Source organism: Catellatospora bangladeshensis (assembly GCF_016862575.1).
In the GTDB taxonomy this organism is placed as follows: domain Bacteria; phylum Actinomycetota; class Actinomycetes; order Mycobacteriales; family Micromonosporaceae; genus Catellatospora; species Catellatospora bangladeshensis.
In genome coordinates, this window is record NZ_BONF01000028.1 from 125434 (window position 1) to 140526 (window position 15093).

A 15093-nucleotide genomic window follows, 5' to 3' on the forward strand; every position below is an offset into this window, starting at 1 on the left:
GCATTGCGTTCGTCGTCAAGTCCAGCGACGTATAAGTGGTACTGATCACAGATGCTCCGCTATCTGTCCACAACGGACGGTCATTTCCACTGTCCAACCCCCTGAACCCGGAGCCTCAGCGGAATTCATCCGAGCATAGGTAAATCCACAAGTTTGCCCCTGGCCCAGTACGGTCCCTCGGTCACCTCACTACCCGGGGGTTCTTCTTGACCGCGCTCCGATGCTCTGCCGCCAGGCGGCTGACCATTCTCCTCTCCTCGGCGCTCGTGTCGGCCGGCCTGGTGGCGCCAGCCCCAGCCACGGCTGAGCCGGCGCCGGACTCCGGCACCGTCTCGCGGGACGTCACCGGCCGGGTCCGCTCGGTCGGCCCCGCCGCCGGGAAGACCATCCGGGCCAGCCCGCTCGCCGGGCGCTCGACCACCTCGCCCGAGGACGCCGCCCGTTCGCACCTGCGCCGCTACGCCGGCCTCTTCGGTGTCCAGGACGCCGAGCGCGAGCTCGGCCTCGTCCGCGCCGAGACCCAGGGTGGCGCCAAGGTCCTGCGCTTCCAGCAGACCCGTGAAGGGCTTCCGGTCATCGGCGGCGAGCTGAACGTGCAGATCGACGACGACGGCAGCCTCATCGGCATGAACGGCGAGGCCACCGCGGCCGCGGCGTTCAACGCCACCGCCACGGCCACCGCCGCCTCCGCGCAGGCCACGGCCATCGCGGCGACGGCCAAGGCGGACAAGGTGCCGGCGACGACGCTGACGGCATCCGAGCCCGTCCTGTCGGCGTACGACCCGGCGCTCGTCGGCGCGTCCGACGTCCGGGGTGCCCGGGCCGTCTGGCAGGTCGAGGTTCGCAGCACGGCCGACCGCGAGATCCGGCGGTACGTGCTCGTCGACGCCGAGGACGGCCGGGTCGCGCTCAGCTTCTCGCAGACCGCCCACGCCAACGGCGCCCGGACCGTCTGCGACTTCGACAACGTCACGTCGGCGACGAACGTCTGCCTGAGCGCGAGCGGCCCCGTCGCCCGGGTCGAGGGCCAGGCCGCGACCGGTGTCGCCGACGTCGACGCCGCGTACGACCTGTCGGGCGCGTTCCGGGACTTCCTGACGACCCTGGGCCGCAACAGCATCGACAACGCCGGCATGGACCTGGTCTCCGCGGTGAACTTCTGCCCGAGCGGGCTGGCCTGCCCGTACGCGAACGCGTTCTGGGACGGCGCGCAGATGACCTACGGCGCCGGCTACGCGTCGGCGGACGACGTCGTGGGCCACGAGTTCACCCACGGGGTGACCCAGTACACGTCGAAGCTGCTGTACTACAGCCAGTCCGGCGCGATCAACGAGTCGATCTCGGATGTGCTGGGCGAGGCGTTCGACCAGCTCCACGCCGGCCCGCCCGCAGGCGACGACAGCGCCGGGGCCAAGTGGCAGCTCGCCGAGGACCTCTCCGGCGGCGCGATCCGCAACATGGCCAACCCGACGCTGCTGGGCCAGCCCGACTCCACCGACAGCCCGCTGTGGAACTCGGAGCCGTACGACAACGCGGGTGTGCACATCAACAGCGGGGTGGGCAACAAGACGGCCTACCTGATGACCGAGGGTGGCACATTCGGCGGGTTCACGATCAGCCCGATCGGTGACGTCGGCAAGACGGCGCGGATCTGGCTGGCGGCGCAGAGCCTGCTGACCTCGGGATCGGACTACACCGATCTCGCGTACGCGCTGCACCAGGCCTGCATCAACCTGACCAAGGACACCTCGCTGGGTATCACGCAGGCCCACTGCACGTCCACGCTCTACGCCACGGGCGCGACCAAGATGTCGACCCCGCCGGTGGTGGACGGGTACCTCCCGCAGGCGCCGCGCTGCACCGCCCCGGCGGCCAGCACCAACGTCCTCTGGGACAACTTCAACTGGCCGGCCAGCAGCACCCTCTTCACAGGCTGGTCGGAGTCGGGCAACGCCTCGATCGACGGCAGCGTGCGCCCGAGCCACTCGGCGGGCAACGCGCTCTACATCCCGGAGCCGTATCCGGACGACGCCGCCTCGACGCACTGGGTCGAGCGCAGCGCCTACCTGCAGCTGCCCGCCGCGGGCCCGGTGTACGCCCACTTCAACCACCTGTACGCCTTCGACTACACGTACGCCGACGGCCTCAACCCGGCGGGCTTCTACGACGGCGGGCGCGTGCTGATCCAGACCGAGGGCACGTCCGCCTGGACGGCGCTCACCACCGGCTGGGTCAACGGGCCGAACAAGACCCTCGCCACAGGTGGGGGCGGGTTCTTCAGCGGCGACAGCCGCGGCTGGACCTCCAGCCGGGTGGACCTGACCGCCTACGCGGGCCAGAAGGTCAAACTGCGGTTCGAGATCAAGACCGACGGCGTCGACGCGATCACCGCGGCGTACGGCTGGTGGATCGACAACCTGCGGGTCTACACCTGCTCGGGCAGGCGCCCGCTGACCAACGACATCAACGGCGACGGCTACGGCGACCTGGCGATCGGCGAGCCCGGCCGTTCGGTCTCCGGCCAGCCCGGCGGCGGCGACATCCGTACGGTCTGGGGCAGCACCTCCGGCCTGGACACGCTGGGCAACCAGCTCTACAGCCAGGACAACGCCTACGTCGCGGGCAACTCGGCCACCAACGGCAACTTCGGCGCCGCGGTCGCGACCGCGGACGTCGACGCCGACGGGTTCGCCGACATCGCGGCGGGTTCGCCCGGCAGCCCGGCCAACGAGGGCGCGCTCACCCTGCTGCGGGGAACGGTGTGGGGTCTGACCGCCCAGGGGTCCGCCTCCATCGCGGCCTCGGCGGCCGTTCCGGGCACGGGCCCGCACCGCTTCGGCGCGGCGGTCGCCGCCGGTGACTTCAACGGCGACGGCTTCGGCGACATCGCCGTCGGCGCGCCGGGCAACTCCGGCAACCGCGGCGGCGTGAAGGTGCTCTACGGCTCGACGAACAGGCTCGTCGTCACCGCCGCCACCGCCAACTGGTTCACCCAGGGCGCGGCCGGCGTTCCGGACACCGCCGAGGACGGCGACCTGTTCGGCGCGGCGCTCGCCGCGGGCGACTTCAACGGCGACGGGCGCACCGACCTCGCTGTCGGCGCTCCCGGCGAGGGCATCGGCGCTGAGGCCGGGGCGGGTTCGGTGACGATCCTGCTGGGCTCGGCGACCGGCATCACCGGCACCGGGTCGCAGGTGTTCAGCGAGAACACCGCGGGCCTGACGGAGACCAGTGAGGCCGGGGACCAGTTCGGCTTCGCACTGGGCGCCGGTGACGTGACCGGCGACGGCAAGGCCGACCTCGTGGTCGGGGTGCCGGGCGAGGACGTCGGCACGAGCGCCGACACCGGCTCGATCCTGCTGTTCCGCGGTGCCGCGGCCGGGCTGACCAGCACGTCGAGCCAGGTGCTCTACCAGGGCCACGTGCTCGTTCCGGAGACCGCCGAGGCGGGCGACCGCTTCGGCGCGACGGTCGCGGTCGGCGACCTGAACGCCGACGGCAAGGCCGACGTCGCGGTGGCGGCACCGAGCGAGGACCTCGACACGGTGACCGACGCGGGTGTGGTGTTCACCCTGCCCGGTTCGGCCGGTGGGCTGGTGACCGGCGGCACGCTCTGGCGACAGGGTGCGGGCGGGGTGCCGGAGACCGCCGAGGCGGGTGACCAGTTCGGGTCGGTGCTGCTCGCGACGAAGATCCGTAACAGCACCAAGTTCGACCTGATCGTCGGTGTTCCTTTCGAGGACACCCCGACCTATGTCGACCAGGGAACGGTTCACCTGCTGACGGTCACGGCGACGGGTAACCAGGCGTTCAGCCAGGGCGGCATGATCGGCGGAGGTATGGCGTCGGCGAACTTCGGCGGCGGCCTCGGCTGACGAGCAGATGACAGCGAACGGGCCCGCCACTCGGTGGGCCCGTTCTTCTTATGGCGCGGTGATTGTCACCCGGGGTGACCGTTACAATCACACAGAAGAATGTCTCACCGGTGTTGACTCCAGTTTGGATCCACTGTGGTGTGACGATTCTCCCTGGTGGGAGGTTTCCGGTCGGCAACTGTTGATGGCCGAGCCGCACGGGCTGTACTCTCCTCGCGATTTGATTGGCCGTCGGGGGAGGAAGCCTTGCGCCCAGATGAAGAGCGCGCGCTTTACGGTTTCACGGACGACGACGGCCGACCCGACCCTGCCACTGCGCAAACCGCTGCCGAGTACGTCGCCCTGCTCGGCGCGTTCGTCGAAGCGTCCGGGCTGTCAATGCCGGAGATCGAGGAAGTCGCCAGGTCCAAGGGCTATGTGCTGCCGGAGAAGGCCCTCGCCGCGGCCTTGAGCCGGGACACCCTGCCGGACGAGAGGCTGGTCGTGGCGTTGGTACGCGCCATCGGCCTCAACGACCGCGAGGTCAAGTACTGGGCGGAGGCGTTGTGGCGCCTGGAGTCCCGGACCCCCTACGACCCTGATCAGGAGCCCTGGCCGGAGTACGAGCCCGAGGCGCCGTACGACAACGGGCGGACCTACGCGACCGAGGACGATCGCGAACCCGCGGAGCCCCACGTGGTTCCGGCGCCCTACGGAGTGGGCCACGTCCCGGTCGCCGACGAGGCGTACGGAGAACCTCGTGCGGCAGCGGTGTACGACGAGGCCGGCCTGCCCCCCGACGCGGACGAGCGGTACGAGGAGGGCCCGCAGCCCTACCGGACCGGGCAGGATGCGCACGTCGACGTTGATCACGTTGTCGAGCCGTGGTCTGCCCGACAGCCGTACGACGTCGTGCCGGAGTACGCGCGCGGCGGCTATGACGAGCCCGATGTGGAGGCCGGGCCGGCCGACACGCGGAGCTACGCGGAGGACGCGCCGCAGGCGTCCCACGGGCGACGCAGCCGCGGCGCGCGGGCGGGCCTGCACCGGCTCGCCGACAGGGACGACGACGGCGAGGACGACGGCGCCGGGCGCCGGGACGACGAGCGGCCCGTGCGGCACGAGGAGGCCCGCGACGGCCGCCAGGTGCGGCGCGAGCGACCGCGCGTCCGCGGTTCCGCCTCGCGGTCGACCGGCCGGGCCGACCGGAGGCCCAAGCTGCCGCTGCCGCTTCCGGTCGCGGTGGGACTGTCCGCCCTGCTCGGCGTCACGGTCATCGGCTGGATGGTGATCGGTGGCGGCGGCGAAGGGCAGGTGCCCGGCGGCAACGCCGCCGCCGCGCCGCCGCCCGACAGGTCCGCCGGTGCGACCGTGCCCGGTGGGGACCTGCCGAGTGAGTCGGCGGTGGTCGTTCCCGGGAGCAGCGTGCCGCCGCCGACCGGTCCGAGCGGGCAGCCGACCACGCAGGGGCCGCAGCCCGGCGCGCAGCCGACCACGCAGGGGCCGCAGTCCGGCGGGCAGCCGACCACGCAGGGGCCCAAGCCCAGCAACTCGCCGGCCCGCACCTACAACACGGCGCTGAGCGGCACGGGCGGCACCACCTGCAGCAGAGAGGGCGGGCAGTGGCGGGTCCGGATCTCGGTCAACGTCACGGTGAGCGATCCGCCGCCCGGCGTCAGCCCGCGCGGGCAGGGCGGGCCGAGCGGTTCGATGCAGAACTTCTCGCTTTCCGGGGGCGGCTCCTCGTTCAGCGGTTCGACCACCGTCGCGGTGGGTCCCGACTCCTCGCCGAACGTGGGGACCGTGCAGTGGGTGGTGACCATGACCGTGCCCGGCGGCCAGACCGTCCGCGACGAGAACTACGAAGGCTACAGCTGCGCCTGACCGGCCCGCGCGGGGGCGATGAGATCGAGTCGGTCCGAACCCGCCGGCCGGGGGAGCGTCCGCATGTTAGCGCTCTGCCGTATTGGGATAACGCTCAGTAATGAGATTCGGCGACTGCCCGCTCGCAGGTAGCCGCCGGTCAGCTGTGAAAGCAAGCTCAACCGTTACAAACATGCTGTTATCAAATTGTGATTAATCACTGTCGGTGATCCCCGGGAGGGCTCAGCCCCTCCCGGGGAGCGTTCATGCCGAACGTCGGGTCCAAAGCCGACATTCACCGTCACTGTCGGGATTGGTCGGTCGACGAAGGGCCCGGCCGATCGATTTTCGGAGGGCTCGGCATCGTCGGTTATGCCATAGCCTCATCACGCTTTTGGTGATTTCCGTCAATCGATTCGGGAGGATCGGTGCGCGAACGTCTTGGTTCGTTGACGCATAGACGTGCCTGGTTAAACGTCGGTGTGGTGTCGGTGCTGGCAGCCGGGTTCGTGGTGGGTGTCTCCCCATCCGCGGCGCTGGCCGTCGACGGCCAGCCCCCGGAGCAGCCCGTCTCCACGTCGCCGTTGCCCTATCAGGCCCCGCAGGTGACGACCATGCCGCAATGGTCGGCGCCGTCGGCGCCGGCGTGGCCGGTCGCCGGTTCGGCGGTGGTGAATCTCGGAAGCGGCGCGCTCGCGTCGACGATGAGCGGCGACATGGGAATCGCCAGCACGGTGTCGCCCGGTGGACTGCCCATCACGGTGACCGTGCCCACCTCGCTCAGCGAGGCGGAGATGGAGAAGCGGGTCATGAAGGGTCAGCGGGTCCAGGCCCAGGCGTCCCTCTCGGGAACGCTGACCATCTCCACTTACGCCCAGACGGCATCGCAGTCGCTGGGCCTGCGCGGCGTGATGCTGTCGCTGTCGACCAGCTCGACGTTCTCCTCGCCGGCCATGTTGCAGGTGGCGGTGAATTACAGCGCCTTCGCCCGGGCGTTCGGGGCGAACTACGGCGACCGGCTGCGGCTGGTCGCGATGCCGGCGTGCGCGGTGACGACCCCGACGGTCGCCTCCTGCCGGACGCAGGTTCCGCAGGGCGTCAACAGCATCGCCACCGACCTGGTCTCGACCACCGTCGACCTCGGCACGGCGTCCGCCGCCGCTGCCGGCGCCGGCGCCACGATGACCGCCGCCGCCGGCCAGCCGATCGTGCTGGCCGTGATGGCCGGCGAGTCCGCGGCCACCGGCGACTGGTCGGCCACGCCGCTGTCGCAGACCGGCGACTGGGCCGCGACCCCGTACGCGGACGAGAACGGCTGGTCGGCCGGCTCGGTGGCGGGTGACTTCACCTACAAGGTGCCGGTCCAGCTGGCGCCCGCGCCGGGTGGGCTGGAGCCGGAGGTCGAGCTGACCTACTCCTCGGCCAGAATCGACGGGTTGACCAGCTCGAAGAACACCCAGGCCTCCTGGGTCGGCGAAGGCTGGGACTACCACCCCGGATACGTGGAGCGGGCCTACCGGCTGTGCCGCAACGACGGTGTCTCCTACACCGGCGGCGACCTGTGCTGGGTGGCCACCTCGCCGGTGACGCTGTCCCTCAACGGGACGACGACCCGGCTCATCGCCGCGGACACCGGCTGGAAGGCCGAGGACGACTCGCTGGGCTGGAAGGTCGAGCGGGTGACCGGACTCGACAACGGCGTCCGTGACGGCGAGTCCTTCAGGGTGACCACCCCGGACGGCACCCGCTACTTCTTCGGGTCCAAGCGCGCCGGCGGGCCGAACAACGGCGGCGACTCGACCGGCAAGTACGGCGGCCCGCTGTCGGTCGAGGTGTACGGCAACAACGCCGGTGAGCCCTGCTACAGCAGCAGCGGCTTCGCGGCCTCGCACTGCCAGATGCCGTACCGGTGGAACCTGGACCGGGTCGTGGACGTCCACGACAACGTCATCGACTACGAGTGGTACCGCGATCGCGGCAGCTACGGCGGCAACAACGGCGCCACCGTGTACCCGTACGACCACGGCAGCCGGCTGACCGCGGCGGTCTACGGCGCGAACCTGACCATCGGCAGCGCACACACCGGCCGGGTGCAGTTCAACGCGTCCACCCGCTGCACCGGCACCACCACGACCTGCAACCCGGCCACCCCCGCCAACTGGGTGAACTGGCCGGACACCCCGTGGGACCAGTTCTGTGCCGTGGGCGTCACCACCTGTGCGCAGTTCACGCCGACGTTCTTCAACCTCTACCGGCTCGCGTCCATCGAGACCCAGGTGTTCCAGCCGGGCTCGGGCACCTGGGGCACGGTCAACCAGTGGCAGCTCACGCACACCTACCCGACCCACTCCGACGGCACGTCGCCGTCGCTGTGGCTCAGCCAGCTGACCCGCCCCGGGTTCGTCAACCCGATCGTCCTGGCCGGCACGGACCTGGCCAACCGGGTCGACTACGGCACGGGCAAGCCGGAGATGAAGCACTGGCGGCTCTCGCAGGTCGACAACGGGACCGGCGCGATGACGCAGGTGACCTACTCGGCCCAGGACTGCACCGCTTCCACCCTGCCGACCGAGGTCGACTTCAACCCGAAGCGCTGCTACGCGCAGAACAACAACGGGCTGTCGTGGTGGCACAAGTACGTCGTCAACGACGTCACCTCCACCGACTACGTGGCGGGCGGCCGGACGGAGCGCTGGCAGTACGGCTACAGCACGCTGGGGTCGTCGGCCACCACGTTGTGGAAGCACGACCAGGCGTGGCACACCCCGACGTGGTTGCGGACCTGGTCGCGCTGGGCCGGCTACCCGACGGTCACCACCACCCACTCCGACTCCTCGGGCAACGGTCCCCAGGAGGTCTTCGAAACGCTGTTCTATCGAGGGCTGCACGGTGACTGGACCGCCGCCGGCGGCTGGGGGACCCGGCAGGTCAACCTCATCGACGACGTCGACGGCGCCCGGCCGGACAAGGAGTCGCTGACCGGCAGGATCGCCCGGATCAGGACCTTCGATGGGCCGGTCAACGCGGGGCGGACGAACTGGACGTCGTCGGAGTGGCACATCTACTCCGTCACGGCCACCGGCTCACTGGCCTTCGCGGCGCCCAACCCGACCATCTACGCCGCTCGCATCCGGGAGACCGAGCTGCGGCGGCTGACCAAGATGGCCGACGGGTCGCAGCGGGAGAGCAGGGTGCGCACCGACTTCGAGGGCACCTACGGCCTGCCGACCAAGGTGACCGACGAGGGTGACACCGCCGTCTCCACCGACGACAACTGCACCATGACCGAGTACGCCACGGCCAACACGACCAAGTGGCTGATCGGCCTGAAGAAGCAGGAGTGGACCACCGACTGCGCCGCCACGCCCACCGCGCAGTCGGTGCTCAAGGCGTCGCGGACCCAGTACGACGGCCTGGTCTACGGGGCGGAGCCGACTCGCGGCCTGCCGACGCTGGAGCAGGGCACGAAGGCGGTCACGGCCTACCCGCTGGTGGCCGGCGACTTCCAGCAGACCCAGCGGTCCACCTATGACGGCTACGGACGGGTCCTGGACTCCTTCGACGCCCTGGACCGGCAGGTCACCACGGCCTACACCCCGGTCACCGGCGGCCCGGTCACCAAGAAGACCGTCACCGGCCCGTCGACCAACGGCCAGCGCTGGGACACGGCGATCAACCTCGACGTCCGCAACGGCCGGCCGACCGCGGTGATCGACGTCAACGGCAAGGTGATTCTGGCCTCGTACAACGCGGACGGCCGGTTGGCCAAGATGTGGCAGAACAACCGGGCCAACGGCGGCACCTCCGGTGTCGTCCCCGATATCGAGCACGTCTACAACCTCGGCGCGCCGGCGACGGTGACGACCAAGACGCTCATGCCCAACGGGCAGCAGCTGCAGTCGTTCGAGATCTTCGACGGCCTGCTGCGGCCGCGGCAGAAGCAGACGCTGTCCGCGACCACCGGCGGTTCCAAGATCGAGGACACCGTCTACAACGGCATCGGCAAGGTCGAGAAGACCACCATGCTGTACGCGGCGGAGGCGCCCTCGGGGACGCTGCGCGGGGTCGACGACCAGAACGCCAAGAAGCAGACCCGCTACGTCTACGACAACCTGGGCCGGGTCACCAACGAGCAGGAATGGTCCGGCAACGGCACCACGGCGAGCCAGCTGTGGCAGACCGTCACCGCCTACGACGGCGAAAAGAAGATCAGTGTCACCCCGCCGTCCGGCGGCACCGCCACCACCACCTTCAAGGATGTGCGTGGCCTGGTGACCGAGCTGCGCCAGCACTCCGACGGCACCCCGGCGGGTGCGGTCGCGGCGACCACGACCTTCGGCTACGACCGGCTCGGTCAGCTGACCCAGGTCAAGGACACCGCGAACAACATCTGGAGCTACACCTACGACCTGCTGGGCCGTAAGACCCAGGCCGTGGACCCGGACGCCGGCACCTCGAACTTCACCTACGACGCGGCCGGCCAGGTGCTGTCCGCGACCGACGGCCGCAACAAGTCGCTCCACTACACCTACGACGGCCTGGGCCGGACCACCCACCTGCGGGAGGACTCGGCCACCGGTAACCTCCGGGCGTCGTGGACGTATGACGGCGCGGCGCGGGGCAAGCTGGTCTCGGCCACCCGGTACGAGGGCGGGCAGAGCTACGTCCAGACCATCACGGGCTACGACGACGGCTACCGGCCGCTGTCGGCCACCTACACGGTGCCCGGGTTCGGCACGGGCGGAGCGACGCTGACCTACGCCACCAACTACACCTACAACATCAACGGTGACCTGAACACCCAGACCTTCCCGGGTGTCGGCGGCCTGCCGCAGGAGACGGTGACGCGGCAGTACAACGCGATCACCGGCCTGTACAAGGGTCTGACCACCAACGAGAGCCAGGCGATCTACCTGGACAACACCATCTACCAGTTCGACGGGCTGGTCTACCACCGGTTCCTGGGCGGCGCCGGAAAGCACGTCCGCCTCCAGACCAACTACAACACCGCGGGCCGGCGCATGTCGAGCATCCTGCTCAACACGGAGACCCCCGGTGTCGCGGGCGACTACGGGAACTCGAAGCTCGCCAACGACGAGTACCTCTACAACCCGGCGGGCGTCCTCACGTCGATCCGCAGCACCGTCAACGCCGTGGCCGAGCAGCAGGAGTGCTTCCGCTACGACGCCCAGCAGCGGCTGAGCGAGGCCTGGACGCAGCTGCCCGGCTCGTGCACCACCGCGCAGCGTGGCGGGCCCGAGCCGTACTGGCGGCAGTGGACCCACAACGCCCTGGGCAACCGGCTCACCGAGACCGACAAGGACCCGGCTGCCGGGGACACCACCTGGACGGACACCGTGGGTGCCGCCGGGTCGGTAGCCCCGCACCAGGTCAAGACGATCACGGGGAGCGGTCCCAAAGCCGGGCCGACCCGCACCTTCAGCTACGACGCGGCCGGCAACACCACCAGCCGGACCACTCCGAGCGGCACCACCCAGACGCTCACCTGGAATGCCGAAGGACGTCTCAGCACGGTCGTGGAAGGCGGTGTCACCACCACCTACATCTACGACACGATGGGCAACCGGCTCGTCGCCAGCAGCCCGAACAAGAAGGTCCTGTACCTGCCCGACGGCACCGAGCTGGTGAAGATCGGCACGGCCAACCCGCTGGGCAACCGGTACTACGACGGCGTCGCGGTCCGGGACAGCACCGGACTGCGGTGGATCTTCGCCGACCACAACGGCACCACGGTCGCCCAGATCGACCCGAGCACCCTGAGCATCGTGCGTCAGCGCAGCATGCCCTACGGCCAGCTGCGTGGCGCCCCGGTCTCCGGATGGAAGGGCACCCAGGGCTACAACGGCGGGACCAGCGACGACAGCGGCCTGATCCACCTCGGCGAGCGGGAGTACGACCCCACCACGGGCCGGTTCATCTCGGTCGACCCGTTGCGGGATCTGACCGACCCGGAGCAGTGGAACGCGTACGCGCTGAACCCGCTCAACACCGACGACATCCTGTCGTGGGCGACGAGCTGAGCGTCCGCCTGAGGTGAGTGGTGCGGGGCGGTCCCTTCGGGGCCGCCCCGCACCCTGCGACGCCGTCCGCGGTCAGCTGGCGCAGATGCTCTGGCCGACGATGAAGTCCCAGTCGGCCGAGGTCGGCGCGTTCTCCGCGACGAACGCGTCGGTCTTGTCGGGCAGCACTCCGCCGCCGCCGTACGCGTACGCGTGCGCGAACTGCAGCGCGACCTCGGCGGGAGCCGAGAACGACGCCGCGGCGCCCGCACTGAGCAGCGCCTTGCCGGGCGGGCATGCCGCTGTCGCGTTCTTCGTCGACTCCGAGTCGTCCTGCGGGCTCGGGGTCATGACGATCTCGTAGCCGGCCGGTGCGGTGGCGCATACGGCCCAGGCCCAGATGCTCCAGTCCCCGCTGTAGCCGCCGGGTTCCTCGTGCGCCTGCGCGTAGACCCGGGTGCCGTCGGTCGAGGCCCGCATGACCTGCAGGCCGGCGTGGCCGTAGGCGTTGTACACGGTCGCGCCGCTGCCGACGACCTTGCGGCCGTTGGTGCAGGTCGCGGTCGCCAGCTGCACCGAGGCGCTCGATGACACCGTGTACCCGTAGGCGATCGTCATGTTGGCCAGCGCGGGCGCGCAGATGGCGGTCGCGCGGGCGCCCCAGTCGTCGAGCGCGCCGGTCGGATCGTTCACGGTGACCTCGTAGAAGTCCTCCCCGTACAGCGGCCTGACCGGCTGCATCTGGGTGATGACGAGGCCGTCGTTGATCTGGCTGCCGAGCACCCCGCCGCCCCCGCCGATGACCCGGGTGCCGGACGGGCAGGTGGCCCGCTCAGTCTTGCTCGTCGCCGGACCGAAGTTGAAGGAGGCGGTGTCGTCGGTCACGTCGGTGATGCCGGACACGGCCTGGGCGGGCACGGCCGTGAGCGTGGTGGCCAGGATGGCGGCGAGGGCCAACCCGCTCGTCAGGAAGGCGCGGCGCCGACGGACATGCGGTCTGGATGTGCCGGTCATGGGTGTCCCTTCGCAGCTGACGAGGCCGGGTGCCTCGCCCGCAGAGGTTCGCAGGCGCCCGTCAGCGTGGCGTCATGGCCGCGTCATCCACCCCCGCGCCTCCGGCGCGGCTCCGGCCGCTCAGGCGTCGTCACCCGGACGGGTCAACGGCTGGTTAAACCGGGTGATGTTTCTCGGAACTTGCTGCAGTGTGGGTCGCTGCGATGAGTTTTGTCGGTGCGACCGGTCAGTGTTGGTATGACGACGACCGCCGCCAGGTCCACCGGCCCTGCCCGCTCACTCCCCCCACAACCCGATCGAGGTACCGTGCCCAGCCAGCTGCTCGACTCACCCGCCAAGTCCGCGACCCCGATCTCAGGTGGCACGCCGCCCGTGGTCCGGCTGCTCGTGCTGGCCACGTTCATCGTCATCCTCAATGAGACGATCATGATCAACGCGATCCCGAACCTGATGGACGCGTTGAAGATCACAGAACAGACCGCGCAATGGCTCTCGACCGCGTTCATGCTGACCATGGCCGCAGTGATCCCGATCACCGGCTGGTTCCTGCAGCGCGTGTCCACCCGCGGCGCGTACGCCACGGCGATGGGCCTGTTCCTGCTCGGCACCGCGTCGGCCATCGTCGCGCCGAGCTTCGAGGTGCTCCTCGCCGCCCGCATCATCCAGGCGTCGGGCACCGCGGTGATGATGCCGCTGCTGATGACCACGCTGATGCACGTGGTGGCCGAGCGGGACCGGGGCAGGGTGATGGGCAACGTCAGCCTGGCGATCTCCGTCGCGCCCGCGATGGGCCCGGCGCTGTCCGGCGTGATCCTCAACTTCGGGTCCTGGCGCCTGCTGTTCGCCGTGGTGCTCCCCATCGCCGCCGTGATCACCTGGGGCGGCCTGAAGCAGCTCCAGAACGTCGGCGAGCCCGAGGTCAGCACGATCGACTGGTTCAGCGTGGCGCTGGCCGCGCTCGGCTTCGGCGGCCTGGTCTACGGGCTCAGCCGATTCCAGGGCGGCAACATCGGCCTCGCCGCCGGCATCGTCGCGGCCGGGCTGGCCGCCATCGCGGTCTTCGTCTTCCGCCAGCTGTCGCTGCAGAGGCACGGATCGCCGCTGATGGACCTGCGGACGCTCAAGCACCGCACGTACACCGTCGCGCTCATCCTGATGTCGGTCGCCTTCATGGCGATGCTCGGCTCGATGATCCTGCTGCCGCTGTACCTGCAGAACCTTCGCGGGCTCAGCGCCCTGCAGGCCGGGCTGCTCGTCATGCCCGGCAGCCTCGCCATGGGCCTGCTCGGGCCGACCGTGGGCCGCCTGTTCGACCGGTTCGGCGGCCGGGTGCTGGTCGTCCCCGGCGCGATCGCGATCAGCCTGTCGCTCGCCGGCTTCACCCAGGTCTCGATGACCATGCCGTACTGGCAGCTCCTCGCGCTGCACGCGCTGCTGATGATCGGCCTTGCCGCGACCTTCACGCCGGTCTTCACGCTGGGGCTCGGGGCGGTCCCGCCGCACCTGTACGCCCACGGCAGCTCGATCCTGGGCACCTTGCAGCAGGTGGCGGCCGCCTTCGGCACCGCGCTCGTGGTCACGGTGATGAGCGCGCGAGCCGAGTCGCTGAAGGCGGAGGGCGTCGCCGCCGCGGCCGCCAGCCTCGACGGCATGCGGCTGGCGTTCGTGATCGGCGTGGTGCTGTCCGTCGCCGTGATCATCACCGCGCTGCTCCTCCCGGCGAGGGCGGACAGCAGCGCCGCGGGCGTGGGGCACGGCCACTGAGAGCAGCGCGGATCCGGCGGCAGGCCGGGCCGGGCCGCAGCGCCGATAACACAGCGGTTATCCGCCTTTGCGGGGTTCGCCGTTGATCGGCGCCGGCCCGGCCGCGATCGTGGAGTCGTCACATGATCGTGGTTCGCGCCAGGAGGTACGCATGAAGTTCACGTTGGTCGGCATGGCGGTCGCGGCGGAGTCGCCGGCCGCGAGCGCGGCGTGGTTCGCCGAGCATTTCGGGTTCGTGGTCGGGGTCGACCTGGGCTGGTACGTCAACACCCAGCACGCCGAGCACCCGAACCTGAGCCTGGACTTCGTCCAGCGCGACCACGCGTCGTGGCCGGAGGCGACCCGTGGCCGGACGGTGGCCGGCACGCTGCTGGCGTTCCTGGTGGCCGATGTCGACGCCGAACACGCCCGCCTGTCGGCCGCCGGGCTGGAGGTGGTCCTGCCGCCGGTCACCGAGCCGTGGGGGCAGCGCCGGTTCCAGCTCGCCGGACCGGACGGGCTGCTGGTCGAGGTGCTGCAGTCGGTCGCGCCGGATCCGCGGTGGCTGGCCGACAACGGGTTCGGCGCCTGAGGTGGCC

At 70.3% G+C, this 15093-nt stretch carries 6 protein-coding genes; 5 read left to right on the top strand and 1 reads right to left on the bottom strand.

Annotated elements, in window-relative coordinates:
- Positions 1-206: 206 nt before the first annotated feature.
- From Cba03nite_RS23445 to Cba03nite_RS23455, 3 genes are all read left to right on the top strand, one after another.
- Positions 207-3875, top strand: a complete 3669-nt coding sequence (locus tag Cba03nite_RS23445; protein WP_203750065.1) for a M4 family metallopeptidase — start codon at positions 207-209, stop codon at positions 3873-3875.
- Between the two features lie 246 nt (positions 3876-4121).
- On the top strand, positions 4122-5738 hold the full coding sequence (locus tag Cba03nite_RS23450; protein WP_203750067.1) for a hypothetical protein: 1617 nt from the start codon (positions 4122-4124) through the stop codon (positions 5736-5738).
- A gap of 464 nt (positions 5739-6202) precedes the next feature.
- Positions 6203-11758, top strand: coding sequence for an RHS repeat domain-containing protein (locus tag Cba03nite_RS23455; RefSeq protein ID WP_203750069.1), 5556 nt, complete (start codon positions 6203-6205; stop codon positions 11756-11758).
- A gap of 72 nt (positions 11759-11830) precedes the next feature.
- Here the strand turns inward: Cba03nite_RS23455 and Cba03nite_RS23460 are convergent, their stop codons facing one another.
- Positions 11831-12694 carry a hypothetical protein gene (locus Cba03nite_RS23460; protein WP_203750071.1) on the bottom strand — a complete coding sequence of 288 codons (864 nt, stop codon included), beginning with the start codon at positions 12692-12694 and terminating at the stop codon, positions 11831-11833.
- A 363-nt stretch (positions 12695-13057) separates the two neighbouring features.
- Here Cba03nite_RS23460 and Cba03nite_RS23465 point away from each other — a divergent pair, with 363 nt between their 5' ends.
- Positions 13058-14515 carry an MDR family MFS transporter gene (locus Cba03nite_RS23465; protein WP_239125967.1) on the top strand — a complete coding sequence of 486 codons (1458 nt, stop codon included), beginning with the start codon at positions 13058-13060 and terminating at the stop codon, positions 14513-14515.
- 151 nt (positions 14516-14666) lie between these two features.
- A complete protein-coding gene (locus Cba03nite_RS23470) occupies positions 14667-15086 on the top strand; it encodes a VOC family protein (RefSeq protein ID WP_203750075.1) in 420 nt (139 codons plus the stop codon).
- The last annotated feature ends 7 nt before the right edge of the window (positions 15087-15093 follow it).

Bases quoted from the DNA above. Each gene is read 5' to 3' on its own strand.
- Cba03nite_RS23470 (WP_203750075.1), top strand. From the start codon at position 14,667: ATGAAGTTCACGTTGGTCGGCATGGCGGTCGCGGCGGAGTCGCCGGCC.